Raw genomic sequence first — 14,636 nt, 5'->3', positions numbered from 1 at the left:
CGTTGAAAATCAGGCCCCTGCTGGGGGCCTTAAAAAGGAATGTAAATCGCCATGTTACTACCCTGGCTAATATTAATTCCCTTCATCGGCGGCTTCCTGTGCTGGCAGACTGAACGCTTTGGCGTGAAGATGCCGCGCTGGATCGCGCTGATCACCATGGGATTGACGCTCGCGCTTGGCCTGCAACTGTGGTTGCAGGGCGGTTACTCACTGACCCAGTCTGCGGGCATCCCGCAGTGGCAGTCTGAGTTCATCCTGCCCTGGATCCCACGTTTCGGTATCACCATCCACCTGGCGATTGACGGTCTGTCGCTGCTGATGGTGGTGCTGACCGGTCTGCTCGGTGTTCTGGCGGTACTCTGCTCCTGGCGAGAAATCGAAAAATACCAGGGCTTTTTCCACCTGAACCTGATGTGGATCCTGGGCGGCGTGATCGGCGTGTTCCTTGCCATCGACATGTTCCTGTTCTTCTTCTTCTGGGAGATGATGCTGGTGCCGATGTACTTCCTGATCGCGCTGTGGGGCCACAAGGCATCCGACGGTAAAACGCGTATCACGGCGGCGACCAAGTTCTTCATCTACACCCAGGCGAGCGGTCTGGTGATGTTGATTGCCATTCTGGCACTGGTGTTTGTTCACCATAACGCGACGGGCATCTGGACCTTCAACTACGAAGATCTGCTGAAAACCCCGATGTCGCACGGTGTTGAATACCTGCTGATGCTGGGCTTCTTCATCGCATTCGCGGTGAAAATGCCGGTGGTTCCGCTGCACGGCTGGCTGCCAGACGCGCACTCTCAGGCACCCACGGCGGGTTCCGTTGACCTGGCGGGCATCTTGCTGAAAACCGCGGCCTACGGTCTGCTGCGTTTCGCGCTGCCGCTGTTCCCGAATGCGTCCGCTGAGTTTGCCCCGATTGCCATGTGGCTCGGTGTGATCGGTATCTTCTACGGTGCCTGGATGGCCTTCACGCAGTACGACATCAAGCGTCTGATTGCCTACACCTCCGTTTCCCACATGGGCTTCGTGCTGATTGCCATCTACACCGGCAGCCAGCTGGCGTACCAGGGCGCGGTGATCCAGATGATTGCGCACGGTCTGTCCGCTGCCGGCCTCTTCATCCTGTGTGGTCAGCTGTACGAACGTCTGCACACGCGTGACATGCGCATGATGGGCGGTCTGTGGAGCAAAATTAAATGGCTGCCAGCGCTCTCCATGTTCTTCGCGGTTGCCACCCTGGGGATGCCTGGCACCGGTAACTTCGTCGGCGAATTTATGATTCTGTTCGGCAGCTTCAAAGTGGTGCCGGTGATCACCGTGATCTCCACCTTTGGTCTGGTGTTCGCTTCCGTCTACTCGCTGGCGATGCTGCACCGCGCTTACTTCGGTAAAGCGAAGAGCGAAATTGCTGCACAAGAACTGCCGGGGATGTCGCTGCGTGAGCTGTTCATCATCCTGCTGCTGGTCGTACTGCTGGTGCTGCTGGGCTTCTTCCCGCAGCCGATTCTGGATACCTCGCACAGTGCGATGGGCAACATCCAGCAGTGGTTTGTTAATTCTGCTTCTACTACAAGGCCGTAAATCGCCATGACAATAACTCCACAACAACTGATTGCGCTGCTACCGCTGCTGATCGTCGGATTGACGGTGGTGGTTGTGATGCTCTCCATTGCGTGGCGACGCAATCACTTCCTGAATGCCACGCTGTCGGTCATCGGCCTGAACGCCGCGTTAGTCTCTCTCTGGTTTGTTGGCCAGGGCGGTGCGATGGACGTCACGCCGCTGATGCGCGTTGACGGCTATGCCATGCTCTACACCGGTCTGGTGCTGCTGGCGAGCCTGGCGACCTGTACCTTTGCGTACCCATGGCTCGAAGGCTACAACGACAACAAAGAAGAGTTTTATCTGCTGGTTCTGATTGCCGCGCTGGGCGGCATTCTGCTGGCGAATGCTAACCATCTGGCCGCGCTGTTCCTCGGTATTGAGCTGATCTCTCTGCCGCTGTTCGGTCTGATTGGTTACGCCTTCCGTCAAAAGCGCTCTCTGGAAGCAAGCATCAAGTACACCATCCTGTCTGCTGCTGCGTCCTCGTTCCTGCTGTTTGGTATTGCGCTGCTGTACGCACAGTCCGGTAACCTCTCTTTCATGGCGCTCGGCAAGAGCCTCGGCGACGGCATGCTCCACGAGCCGCTGCTGCTGGCGGGTCTGGGCATGATGATTGTAGGCCTTGGCTTTAAACTCTCACTGGTTCCGTTCCACCTGTGGACACCAGACGTATACCAGGGCGCGCCTGCGCCGGTGTCGACCTTCCTGGCGACAGCGAGCAAAATCGCTATCTTCGGTGTGGTCATGCGTCTGTTCCTGTACGCGCCGGTGGGTGACAGTGAAGCGGTTCGCGTGGTGCTGGGCATCATCGCGTTCGTCTCCATCATCTTCGGTAACCTGATGGCGCTGAGCCAGACCAACATCAAGCGTCTGCTGGGCTACTCGTCCATCTCTCATCTGGGCTACCTGATGGTGGCGCTGATTGCGCTGCAGAGCGGTGAAATGTCGATGGAAGCCGTGGGCGTGTATCTGGCCGGTTACCTGTTCAGCAGCCTCGGCGCCTTCGGCGTGGTGAGCCTGATGTCCAGCCCATACCGTGGCCCGGATGCCGACTCACTGTTCTCTTACCGTGGTCTGTTCTGGCACCGTCCGATCCTGTCCGCGGTGATGACCGTGATGATGCTCTCTCTGGCGGGTATCCCGATGACGCTGGGCTTTATCGGTAAATTCTACGTGCTGGCCGTCGGTGTGCAGGCACACCTGTGGTGGCTGACTGCCGGTGTGGTTATCGGTTCCGCGATTGGTCTCTATTACTACCTGCGCGTTGCCGTGAGCCTCTACCTGAGCGCGCCTCAGCAGCTCAACCGCGATGCGCCATCTAACTGGCAGTACAGCGCCGGTGGTATCGTAGTGCTTATCTCAGCCCTGCTGGTGCTGATCTTCGGTATCTATCCGCAGCCGCTGATTGATATCGTGCAGCGAGCGATGCCGTTGATGTAAAAACAAAAAACCCGCCTCGGCGGGTTTTTTTTATGGTTTTCTCCCTCTCCCTGTGGGAGAGGGCCGGGGTGAGGGCACCAGCCCGCACCAGCCCGCACCAGACCTAAGCCAGCTGCTTGCGGCTAATCAACGGCCCATCAATCTTCTTCATCGAGCGATCCAGCACCTCTTCAATCACCGACGACAGCTCGTTCAGCTCAAACTTCGCCACGTACCCGTCCGCCTTCACCTTGCGAATATGGTCTTCGTTGGCGTTGCCGGAAAGGGAAGAGTGGATCACCACCGGAATATCCTTCAGTACCGGGTCGGTTTTGATTTTGCGCGTCAGCGTAAAACCGTCCATCTCCGGCATTTCGAGGTCGGTCAGCACCAGGGCAATCTTATCGGTGATCGGCACACCTTCGGCCTGTGCCTGAGCGGCCAGCAGGCTAATTTTTTCCCACGCATCTTTGCCGGTGATATGCAGCTGCGCCGGGATCTCCATCGCCTGCAAACCTTTCTCCAGCATCGAGCGCGCCACTTTGGAATCTTCCGCCACAATCGCCACAGAACCCGGCTTGATGTTGAATTTAGTGGTCTTCAGATTCGTGGCGTGCAGGTCGTGGTTCGCCGGGGTGATGTCATACAGGATCTGCTCAACGTCCAGCACCATCGCCAGTTCGTTGGTATCGGCCTTCTCGTCCAGGCAGGCAATACTGGTGATGTAGCGCCCGCTGACGGCAGTTTCCGCCGCGTGCACCTGCTTCCAGTCCAGACGCATGATGTTCTCAACCGACTCCACGGCAAACGCCTGCACGCTGCGGGCATATTCGGTAATCAGCAGGATGTTCAGCCCGGTGGTGGGTTTACAGCCCGCCACGGCGGCCAGATCGATCACCGGGATCACCTGATCGCGAATATTCACCATCCCCATCAGCGGAGACTTCATGCCGGCAGGTTTCGTGAACTCCGGCATCGGTACAATTTCGCGCAGCTTGAAAACGTTAATACCAAACAGCTCGGATTTGTTGTCGTTCAGAGAAGTGCCAAGACGGAACAGCAACAGTTCAAAACGGTTCGACAGGGTCAGATTCGCCCTGTCATCAATATCTTTCTGGAAATTATCCATTCTACCCTCGAGAGAAATGCTGGCCTTTTAATCGTTATCGGCATCCTGAGGGAAAAATGAAGGGCTAAACGCTGACCTTAGCGAAATCTTCGGCCAGCTCACATTCCGGGAACAGCGCCCGACACTCTGCCAGCAGGCTTTCGCACCCCCGCGCGTCGTAACGCGAGCTGACATGGGTGATAATGAGCCTGCCGACAGTTGCGTCACGGGCAAGCAGCGCCGCCTGACGCGTTGAGCTATGGCCCCGACTGTTGGCTTTCTCTTCCATCGCCGTCTCCAGCGTGGCTTCATGCACCATCACGTCCACGCCCTGAGCAAGCTGAACGGCGGCAGGGCACGGTGCCGTGTCACCAAAAATGGCCAGTTTTTTGCCCGGCTGAGGTGCGGCGAGATAATCCTGGCCGTTGATGATGCGCCCGTCCTCCAGCGTAACGTGCTGTCCGTGCTTCAGGCGCTGGAACAGCGGTCCAGGCTTTACGCCATCGGCGATGAGCGCGGCGGCATCCAGCGCGCCGGGTTTGTCGTGTTCCTCAATGCGGTAGCCATAGCACTCCACCGGATGATTAAGCGGTCGGGCGGTGACCTGATAATCCCCATCGTCGAAAACCAGGCCTTCGGTAATCTCAACGACCTCAAGCGGATAGTCGGTCCAGGAGCCGCTGAGGCGTAGCGTGGTTTCAACAAATTCCCGGATTCCCACAGGCCCATAAATCGTCAGCGGGTTGGCATTACCGGCCATTGAGCGGCTGCAAAGCAAACCGGGAAGGCCAAAAAGATGGTCGCCATGCAGGTGAGTGATGAAAATTTTATCCAGCTTGCCGGGGTGATAAGCGGTATGTAAAAGCTGATGTTGTGTCCCTTCACCACAGTCAAACAGCCATAGTCCGCCACGGGTGGGATGTTTAAGATCCAGCAGTATCGCGGTCACATTTCGTGATCGGGTTGGCACGCCAGCAGACGTCCCCAGAAAAATCAGTTCCATAATGCAATCAGCCCTTTGCCGAACGGGGAGGGGTTTAGTATAACGTGATGAACCCCAGGAAGGAGAAAGAGATGATCCAGTGGCAAGATTTACACCATAGTGAGCTCACCGTTAAGTCGCTCTACGCGTTGCTCAGACTGCGCTGCGAAGTGTTTGTGGTTGAACAAACCTGTCCGTATCAGGATATCGACGGTGATGATCTCACAGGGGAAAACCGTCATATCCTCGGCTGGAAGGATAACGAGCTGGTGGCGTATGCGAGGATTCTGAAAAGCGAGGACGATTTTGAGCCCGTCGTGATAGGTCGCGTCATTGTCAGCAACAAAGCACGGGGCGAAAAACTCGGCTATCAGCTGATGGAAAAAACGCTGGATGCGTGCCGGGAACAGTGGCCGGACAAGGCGTTATACCTGGGCGCGCAGGCGCACCTGCAACCCTTCTACGGCCATTTTGGTTTTACGCCGGTTACCGACGTTTATGACGAAGATGGCATCCCGCACATCGGCATGGCACGGGAAGTGAAACAGGCGTAATGGCACGTCGTTGTCTATAGTTAGCGGACTGGTGTACTAACATGGAGAAAAATATGTCATTTCAATCCTGGGATACCCGTATCGACGACGACCTGGCTTTGCTGAGCGAAACGCTGGAAGAGGTGTTACGTTCCTCGGGCGACCCTGCCGATCAGAAATATATTGAGTTAAAAGCCCGTGCTGAACAGGCGCTGCATGAAGTGAAAAACCGCGTCAGCCATGCGTCTGATACTTACTACTACCGTGCCAAAAAAGCGGTTTATCGTGCCGATGACTATGTCCATGAAAAACCGTGGCAGGGCATTGGGGTGGGTGCTGCCGTAGGGCTGGTGCTGGGTCTGCTGCTGGCCCGTCGTTAAGCCGTTTAACCACTCCCTATACGTGGGTACTGCTATTTATGTTCAGTACCCCGTATAATATGCGGTTTTAACAGGGAGAGGTTCGCGTGAATTCGATTTTCCATGCGCTGGAGCAACTGCATACCCAGCTTTCGCAAGCGTTACCCGCCACACCCGGCCTGCGTCATTTCGACGTCTCTTTCCCGTTAAACGACGCCTTCGATCCTCTCGCCTGGCTTGGCGAGCAGCAGTGCTATCCGCAATTTTACTGGCAGCAGCGTAACGGTGATGAAGAGCTGGCTGCGCTGGGGGCGGTCACCCAATTTTCCTCTCTGGCGCTGGCCTCACAGTTTTTGCGTGCAGAACATGCGCCAAAAGAGACTCGCATCTGCGGCCTCAACGCATTCAGCCCGGAGCAGGGCAGTCTTTTTCTGCCGCGCCTGCTCTGGCGACGTACCGCTGGCAACGCCACCTTGCGCCTGCAGCTGTGGAGCGATAGCTCGCTTCAGGACGACGCGCGCACTGCCCTGGAATTACTCCAGCAACTCCGTCCAGCCAGAGCCATTCGTCCGCTGTCTGTCCAGGTTGAGCGCGAAACGCACCTGCCGCAAAAACCGGAATGGTTGACCCTGATCGGCAAGGCGACGGAGACTATCGCGCGCGGCGATTTCGAAAAGGTCGTGCTTGCCCGGGCCACCGATCTGCAGTGTAAACAGCGGGTTAATCCTGTCGCTCTGATGGCCGCCAGCCGCGCCCTGAATCTCAACTGCTATCATTTCTGCATGGTATTCGACGCCCGCAACGCGTTCCTCGGCTCCACGCCCGAGCGCCTCTGGCGGCGACGTGGCAAGCTGCTGCGCACCGAAGCGCTGGCGGGCACCGTCGCCAGCCATACGGATGATAAACAGGCGCAGCGCCTGGGCGAGTGGTTGCTGAATGATGATAAAAACCAGCGTGAAAATATGCTGGTCGTGGAAGATATCTGCCAGCGTCTTCAGCACCATACGCAGACGCTTGAGGTATTGCCTGCTCAGGTCGTCCGGCTGCGTAAAGTCCAGCATTTACGACGCTGTATCTGGACGGAGCTAAAACAGGCCGATGACGAATTGTGTCTGCATGTGCTCCAGCCGACAGCCGCCGTTGCCGGGCTTCCGCGACAGCCCGCGCGTGCGTTTATCCACAACGTTGAGCCTTTCAACCGCGAATGGTACGCCGGTTCGGCCGGGTATTTATCGCCCGATCAAAGCGAGTTCTGTGTGGCGTTGCGCTCGGCGCGCGTCCAGGATGACGCCCTGCGGCTCTACGCCGGGGCGGGCATCGTCAGCGGATCTGACCCGGAGCAGGAGTGGCAGGAGATCGAAAACAAAGCCGCTGGCTTGCGCTCTCTGCTCCTTAGGGATTAATACTGATTCGCGCAATCCCGATTCATATCAAAATTCCAATTTTTTCTATTATTTATACTGTGTCGCATTCTTGATACCGGACAATCTCATGTCAGTAAGTTCTTTTAACCGACGCTGGGCGGCGGTGATCCTTGAAGCCCTGACGCGCCATGGCGTCAGGCACGTGTGTATTGCACCGGGTTCTCGCTCAACGCCGCTGACGCTGGCGGCCGCCGAAAACCGGGCGTTGATTCACCACACCCATTTTGATGAGCGTGGCCTTGGGCATCTGGCGCTTGGGCTGGCAAAGGTCAGCAAAGAACCTGTGGCGGTGATTGTCACCTCCGGTACCGCCGTGGCGAACCTCTACCCGGCCCTGATTGAAGCCGGGCTAACCGGTGAAAAACTGATCCTGCTGACGGCCGACCGTCCTCCTGAGCTTATCGACTGCGGAGCGAATCAGGCCATTCGTCAGCCGGGACTCTTTTCTTCGCATCCTTCGCAGACGGTTTCGCTGCCGCGTCCTACCCAGGATATTCCGGCAAGCTGGCTGGTCTCCACGGTCGATCACGCCATGGAGACATTGCGCAGCGGGGCGTTGCACATTAACTGTCCATTTGCCGAGCCGCTGTATGGCGAACTGGACGATACCGGCATTGACTGGCAGCGCTCCCTCGGTAACTGGTGGCAGAGTGAAAAACCGTGGCTGCGCGGGCAAACGCATCTTGAGAGCGCGAAACAGCGCGACTGGTTCTTCTGGCGCCAAAAACGCGGCGTGGTTATTGCCGGGCGCATGAGCGCCGCCGAAGGCCGGCGGGTCGCCGAATGGGCGCAAACCCTCGGCTGGCCGCTGATTGGCGATGTGCTTTCCCAGACCGGTCAGCCGCTGCCGTGCGCCGATCTCTGGCTCGGGAATGCGAAGGCGGTCACTGAGCTTTCACAGGCGCAGATTGTGGTCCAGATCGGCGCCAGCCTGACCGGGAAACGCCTGCTGCAGTGGCAGGCGACCTGCACGCCGGAAGAGTACTGGCTGGTCGACCCGCTGGAAGGGCGGCTTGACCCGGCGCACCATCGTGGCCGCCGTCTGGTGAGCAACATTGAGAGCTGGCTGGACCTGCATCCGGCGGAAAAACGTCAACCCTGGGCGGTGGCAATCCCCGAATTATCTCGTCAGGCGTGGGAAATCACCAAAGCGCACTGTGAGACATTCAGCGAAGCCGGTCTGGCGCACCGTATTCGTCAGTATCTGCCTGAACAGGGCCAGCTGTTTGTCGGTAATAGCCTGGTGGTGCGTCTGATTGATGCCTTTTCGAAGCTGCCTGCGGGCTACCCGGTTTATAGCAACCGCGGCGCCAGCGGCATCGATGGGCTGATCTCGACGGCGGCGGGCGTGCAGCGCGCCAGCGCGAAATCGACGCTGGCGATCGTGGGCGATCTCTCCGCGCTCTACGATCTCAACGCGCTGGCGCTGCTGCGTCAGGCTTCCGCACCGTTTGTGCTGATCGTCGTGAACAACAACGGCGGGCAGATTTTCTCTCTGTTGCCAACGCCCCAGAGCGAGCGTGAGCGTTTCTATCTGATGCCGCAGAACGTGCAGTTTGAACATGCTGCGGCAATGTTCAGCCTGAAATATCACCGCCCGGAGAGCTGGGAACAGCTGGAAACAGCGCTAAGCAGCGCCTGGAAGCAACCGGGCGCGACGCTGATTGAGCTGGTCGTGAACGATGCCGACGGTGCGCAGAGCCTGCAAAGCCTGCTGGCACAGGTGAGCCAGCTGTGATCATCGCAGGCGTGCAGCAGACCGGAAAACCAGGCTATCCCTGGCTGGTCTTTTTGCACGGTTTTTCCGGAGACTGCCGCGAGTGGCAGGTTGTCGGGGAGACGCTGAGCGAGTATCCCCGGCTCTATCTTGACCTGCCGGGGCACGGTGAATCCCGGAATATTACCGTGACGGGGTTCGAGGAGATGAGTACGTTACTTACCCGAACCCTGATTAGTTACAACATACTTAACTACTGGATGGTGGGGTACTCCCTCGGCGGCCGCATTGCGATGTTCCATGCCTGCCAGCAGCCAGAGGGGCTGTTGGGCGTGATGGTTGAGGGCGGACATCCGGGCCTGCAGAGCGCCGACGATCGCCATGCGCGGCGGGTATCCGACCACCGCTGGGCGACACGTTTTCGCACCGAACCGCTGGATAAGGTCTTTGCTGACTGGTACCAGCAGCCGGTGTTTGCCTCTCTCCCGGACGCTGAGCGGAAGGCGCTTATTACCCTGCGCAGCCAAAACAACGGCATAACGCTGGCGAAAATGCTTGAAGCGACCTCGCTGGCCGGGCAGCCGGATTTACGTCCCGCGCTCAGCACCCGCTATTTCTCTTTTGATTACCTCTATGGCGAACGTGATAAAAAGTTCGCGGCCCTTGCCGCCGAACTGCACGCCGTTCGCCATGAAATTCCAAACGCCGGACACAACGCCCACCGGGAAAACCCCGCTGCGGTCGCCGCGAGTCTGGCTCAGATACTGCGTCTTCGAACAAAGGACACTCTATGATCTATCCTGATGAAAACATGCTTTACGCGCCGGTCGAATGGCAAGACTGCTCCGAAGGCTACACCGACATTCGTTACCACAAATCCGCTGACGGCATCGCCAAAATCACCATCAACCGTCCGCAGGTGCGTAACGCCTTCCGTCCGCTGACCGTCAAGGAGATGATCCAGGCCCTGGCGGATGCTCGCTATGACGACAACATCGGCGTGATTGTCCTGACCGGCGAAGGTGAGAAAGCCTTCTGCTCCGGTGGCGATCAGAAAGTGCGCGGTGACTACGGCGGATACCAGGACGATGCGGGTACGCATCACCTGAACGTGCTTGATTTCCAGCGCCAGATCCGCACCTGCCCGAAACCGGTGGTGGCGATGGTGGCGGGTTACTCCATCGGCGGCGGTCATGTGCTGCACATGATGTGTGACCTGACCATTGCCGCCGAGAACGCCATCTTCGGCCAGACGGGTCCGAAAGTGGGCTCTTTCGACGGCGGCTGGGGCGCTTCCTACATGGCGCGCATTGTCGGGCAGAAAAAAGCCCGTGAAATCTGGTTCCTGTGCCGTCAGTACAACGCCCAGGAAGCGCTGGATATGGGCCTGGTGAATACCGTGGTACCGATTGCCGATCTCGAAAAAGAGACCGTCCGCTGGTGCCGTGAAATGCTGCAAAACAGCCCAATGGCGCTGCGCTGCCTGAAAGCGGCACTCAACGCTGACTGTGACGGTCAGGCGGGCCTGCAGGAGCTGGCGGGCAACGCCACCATGCTGTTCTACATGACCGAAGAGGGTCAGGAAGGACGCAACGCGTTTAACGAAAAACGCCAGCCTGATTTCAGCAAATACAAACGGAACCCGTAATGCGTCGCGCGCAGGTTTACCGCTGGCAGATACCGATGGACGCGGGCGTGGTGCTGCGTGAACGGCGGTTAAAAACCCGTGATGGCTTCTTTGTGCATCTCCAGCAGGGTGAGCGAGAAGGCTGGGGCGAGATTTCGCCGCTGCCGGGCTTTAGCCTGGAATCGCTCGATGATACACAGGCTGCGCTGCTGGCGTGGGCAGGTGCGTGGCGCGAGGGCGCGAACCCGGCGTTCCCGGACGTGCCTTCTGCGGCCTTTGGTATCAGCTGTGCGCTGGCAGAACTGGAGGGCAGCCTGCCGGAAGAGGGCAATTACCGCGCGGCACCGCTCTGCACGGGCGACCCGGACGAGCTCTTTGCGTTGCTCTCCACCATGCCGGGCGAGAAAGTGGCGAAAATTAAGGTCGGTCTCTACGAAGCGGTGCGCGACGGAATGGTCGCCAACCTGCTGCTGGAAGCGATTCCCGATTTGCACCTGCGTCTTGACGCAAACCGCGCCTGGACGCCGCTTAAGGCGCAGCAGTTTGCGAAATACGTCAACCCGGCGTACCGCAGCCGCATCGCCTTCCTGGAAGAGCCGTGCAAAACCCGCGACGATTCGCGCGCGTTTGCTCGTGAAACGGGGATTGCTATCGCCTGGGATGAAAGCCTGCGCGAAGACGATTTTGAATTTATTGCTGAGCCGGGCGTCAGCGCGGTGGTGATTAAACCGACGTTAACCGGCAGCCTGGCGAAGGTCCGCGAGCAGGTTGCCGCGGCGCATGCGCTGGGTCTGACGGCGGTGATCAGTTCGTCGATTGAGTCCAGCCTTGGGCTGACTCAGCTGGCACGTATTGCCGCCTGGTTAACGCCTGACGCTGTCCCCGGCCTCGATACGCTGAACCTGATGCAGGCTCAGCTTCTCCGCCAGTGGCCGGACAGCGCGCTGCCGTGCCTCAGCGTTGAGGCGCTGGAGCCGCTGCTATGAGTTTTACCGACTGGCCATGGCGGCACTGGTGTGCGCAGTTTGCCGACAAACCTGCTCTCAGGCTGAACGACGACGCGCTGAGCTGGCAACAGCTGTGCACGCGTATCGATCGCCTTGCAGCGGGCTTTCATCAGCAGGGGGTGGAGGAGGGTGACGGTGTTCTGCTGCTGGCCTATAACCACCCGCAAACGCTGATGGTATGGCTGGCGCTGCTCCAGTGCGGCGCGCGTATTCTTCCAGTGAATCCACAGCTGCCGCGTCCGCTGCTGGACGTGCTGCTCCCCCAGATGACCCTGCGCTTTGCGCTGGTGCTGGACGGCAGCTACGACGCTCTTCCTGCCCTGAGCATGCGTGAGCCAGCCGACGCGTACCGCGTTGCATGGCAACCGGCGCGGCTGGCCTCGATGACGCTCACCTCCGGCTCGACCGGGCTACCGAAGGCGGCGGTGCATACCTGTGCCGCCCACCTTGCCAGCGCACGCGGCGTGTTGTCGCTGATGCCCTATGGGGACAACGACGACTGGCTCCTTTCGCTGCCGCTGTTTCACGTTTCCGGTCAGGGAATTTTATGGCGCTGGCTGGTGGCCGGGGCACGCTTAACGGTGCGCGAGAAACAACCTCTGGAACAGGCGTTACGCGGCTGCACCCACGCCTCGCTGGTGCCGACCCAGCTCTGGCGTCTGCTTAATCGTCACAAGCCTGTTGCACTGAAAGCGGTGCTGTTGGGCGGGGCTGCAATCCCCGTTGATTTAACACAGCAGGCGCGCGAACAGGGTATTCACTCCTTCTGCGGTTACGGCCTGACCGAGTTTGCCTCTACCGTCTGTGCGAAAGAGGCAGACGGCGAGCAGGACGTAGGGTATGCGCTGCCGGGCAGAGAGGTGCAGGTCGTTGACGGTGAAGTCTGGATCAGGGCGGAAAGTATGGCTTCCGGCTACTGGCGGGACGGTGCGCTGATGCCGTTGACCAATGCGCAGGGATGGTTCGCCACCCGCGACCGTGGGGAATGGCATAACGGGCGACTGACGATTTTAGGCCGCATAGACAATCTCTTTTTCAGCGGAGGAGAGGGGATCCAGCCGGAATCGCTGGAACGTGTTATCGCCGCACACCCGCAGATTAACCAGGTGTTTATCGTCCCGCTGGACGATGCCGAGTTTGGACAACGTCCGGTGGCGGTGGTGGAGTGCGAGCCGGGAACGGATATCGCGCAATTTCCTGACTGGATCCAGGGCAGACTGGCGCGCTTTGAGCAGCCGGTCCACTGGCTGGTACTGCCGGCTGAGCTAAAAAATGGCGGGATTAAGATCTCCCGCCAGGCGTTAAAACAGTGGGTGAATGCCCAGCTGTCGGCGTAATTATCCGATATCCGGCTCCGGTTTGCGCTGGCGACGGCGCAGCAGGCGTAATACCGGCGGCACCACAATCACCATGATTGCCAGCGCTAACAGGACCTTCGCGACGCTGCTGTCCCACAGGATCGACATATTGCCGTTACTGATGGACAGCGCGCGGCGCAGGTTCTGCTCCAGCATCTCGCCAAGCACGAACCCCAGAATCAGCGGTGACATCGGGAAGTGCATCTTACGGAGTATGTATCCCAGCACGCCCAGGACCACCATCAGCACCAGGTCATACGTGGTGCTGTGCACCGCGTACACCCCTACAGCAGAGACGGCGGCAATCGCCGGGACCAGGAACCACAGGGGAATGGTCAACATGCGGGTGAACAGCCCAATCAGCGGGATATTCATCACCAGCAGCATCACGTTAGCGATCAGCAGGGCGGCAATCAGCCCCCAGACAATATCCGGCTGCTCGGTAAACATTGCCGGTCCCGGCGTGATGTTGTAGAGCGTCAGGGCGCCCATCATCACCGCCGTGGTGCCGGAGCCCGGTACGCCAAGGGTCAGCATCGGGATAAACGAGCCACAGGCCGAGGCGTTATTGGCCGCCTCAGGCGCCGCCACGCCGCGAATATCGCCTTTACCAAAGCTGTCGCTGTTGCCGCTGAGCTTTTTCTCGGTCATGTAGGTAATGGCGCTGGCGATGGTGGCCCCGGCGCCCGGCAGGATGCCGACAAAGAAGCCAATTACCGATGAGCGCAGCGTGGTGCCGATGCACTGCGCGCCCTCTTTAGCGCTAAAGAGCATCCGGCCGGTTTTGCGCACCAGCGTCTGCCCGCTGCTGGTATGTTCCAGCATCAGTAAGATTTCAGAGACAGAGAACAGACCAATCACGACCACGATAAACTGCACGCCGTCGGACAGGTGAACGCTGTCGAAGGTAAAGCGATAGACCCCGGTGTTGGCATCCACGCCGACGGTGGCTAACCCTAAGCCAATCAGCGCGGACAAAAACGACTTGAGCGGATTTTGCGCCATCATGCTGCCGAGACAGGCAATGGCAAACACCATCAGGGCAAAATATTCTGCCGGACCAAACGCCAGAGACCACTGGGCCAGCGCAGGTGCAAACAGAATGATGCCGCCAATGGCAACCAGCGAGCCAAAGAACGAACTGACCGCTGAAATGGAGAGCGCCACGCCCCCACGACCCTGTCGCGCCATCGGATAGCCATCCAGCGCGGTCATGATCGCCGCCGCATCTCCCGGCACGTTAAGCAGGATCGACGAGATGCGCCCGCCATATTCACAGCCGATATAGACCGTTGCCAGCAGGATCAGCGCCGATTCCGCAGGCAGATGCAGGGCAAAGGCCAGCGGAAGTAAAATTGCTACCCCGTTGATCGGCCCAAGACCCGGCAGCAGGCCGACAATCGTGCCCACGAAACAGCCGATCAGGGCGATCACCAGGTTTTCCGGGGTCATCGCCACGGCGAACCCCTGTGAGAGGTAAATCCAGGTATCCATAGC

At 58.9% G+C, this 14,636-nt stretch carries 13 protein-coding genes; 10 read left to right on the top strand and 3 right to left on the bottom strand.

The features are described from left to right. Positions 1-51 precede the first annotated feature (51 nt). Both nuoM and nuoN read left to right on the top strand, forming a co-directional pair. Positions 52-1,581 (top strand): NADH-quinone oxidoreductase subunit M, encoded by a 1,530-nt coding sequence (gene nuoM / locus A4308_RS20095; protein WP_014884633.1) that lies wholly within the window; start codon positions 52-54, stop codon positions 1,579-1,581. Between the two features lie 6 nt (positions 1,582-1,587). Beyond that, a complete protein-coding gene (gene nuoN / locus A4308_RS20090) occupies positions 1,588-3,045 on the top strand; it encodes an NADH-quinone oxidoreductase subunit NuoN (protein WP_014884632.1) in 1,458 nt (485 codons plus the stop codon). Positions 3,046-3,148: 103 nt separating this feature from the next. Here the strand turns inward: nuoN and A4308_RS20085 are convergent, their stop codons facing one another. Together A4308_RS20085 and rbn are read right to left on the bottom strand one after the other, a co-directional pair. Beyond that, on the bottom strand, positions 3,149-4,153 hold the full coding sequence (locus A4308_RS20085) for a chemotaxis protein (protein ID WP_014884631.1): 1,005 nt from the start codon (positions 4,151-4,153) through the stop codon (positions 3,149-3,151). Between the two features lie 64 nt (positions 4,154-4,217). Next, positions 4,218-5,135, bottom strand: coding sequence for a ribonuclease BN (rbn, locus tag A4308_RS20080; RefSeq protein WP_045281807.1), 918 nt, complete (start codon positions 5,133-5,135; stop codon positions 4,218-4,220). Between the two features lie 71 nt (positions 5,136-5,206). On the opposite strand from rbn, the gene A4308_RS20075 reads away from it, so the two are divergent. From A4308_RS20075 to menE, 8 genes are all read left to right on the top strand, one after another. After that, positions 5,207-5,668: a GNAT family N-acetyltransferase gene (locus A4308_RS20075; RefSeq protein ID WP_045281808.1), complete on the top strand. Its 462-nt coding sequence runs from the start codon at positions 5,207-5,209 to the stop codon at positions 5,666-5,668. A gap of 53 nt (positions 5,669-5,721) precedes the next feature. Beyond that, entirely contained in the window at positions 5,722-6,027 is a 306-nt protein-coding gene (elaB, locus tag A4308_RS20070) for a stress response protein ElaB (RefSeq protein ID WP_008500219.1), read from the top strand. 86 nt (positions 6,028-6,113) lie between these two features. Next, positions 6,114-7,409: an isochorismate synthase MenF gene (gene menF / locus A4308_RS20065; protein WP_045281809.1), complete on the top strand. Its 1,296-nt coding sequence runs from the start codon at positions 6,114-6,116 to the stop codon at positions 7,407-7,409. A gap of 88 nt (positions 7,410-7,497) precedes the next feature. Next, entirely contained in the window at positions 7,498-9,168 is a 1,671-nt protein-coding gene (gene menD / locus A4308_RS20060; protein WP_045281810.1) for a 2-succinyl-5-enolpyruvyl-6-hydroxy-3-cyclohexene-1-carboxylic-acid synthase, read from the top strand. Continuing rightward, complete coding sequence (menH, locus tag A4308_RS20055) at positions 9,165-9,941, top strand: 2-succinyl-6-hydroxy-2,4-cyclohexadiene-1-carboxylate synthase (RefSeq protein WP_045281811.1); 777 nt, start codon at positions 9,165-9,167, stop codon at positions 9,939-9,941. The genes menD and menH overlap by 4 nt, the downstream gene beginning before the upstream one ends. Continuing rightward, a complete protein-coding gene (gene menB / locus A4308_RS20050) occupies positions 9,938-10,795 on the top strand; it encodes a 1,4-dihydroxy-2-naphthoyl-CoA synthase (protein WP_013098093.1) in 858 nt (285 codons plus the stop codon). The genes menH and menB overlap by 4 nt, the downstream gene beginning before the upstream one ends. After that, a complete protein-coding gene (menC, locus tag A4308_RS20045) occupies positions 10,795-11,760 on the top strand; it encodes an o-succinylbenzoate synthase (protein WP_045281812.1) in 966 nt (321 codons plus the stop codon). The genes menB and menC overlap by 1 nt, the downstream gene beginning before the upstream one ends. Beyond that, complete coding sequence (gene menE, locus A4308_RS20040) at positions 11,757-13,118, top strand: o-succinylbenzoate--CoA ligase (RefSeq protein WP_045281813.1); 1,362 nt, start codon at positions 11,757-11,759, stop codon at positions 13,116-13,118. The genes menC and menE overlap by 4 nt, the downstream gene beginning before the upstream one ends. Here the strand turns inward: menE and A4308_RS20035 are convergent, their stop codons facing one another. Further along, complete coding sequence (locus A4308_RS20035) at positions 13,119-14,633, bottom strand: tripartite tricarboxylate transporter permease (RefSeq protein ID WP_045281814.1); 1,515 nt, start codon at positions 14,631-14,633, stop codon at positions 13,119-13,121. Between the last annotated feature and the right edge of the window lie 3 nt (positions 14,634-14,636).

It is taken from the genome of Enterobacter sp. ODB01 (assembly GCF_001623605.1).
In the GTDB taxonomy this organism is placed as follows: Bacteria; Pseudomonadota; Gammaproteobacteria; order Enterobacterales; family Enterobacteriaceae; genus Enterobacter; species Enterobacter kobei.
This window is presented reverse-complemented; position numbering and strand designations above follow the sequence as displayed.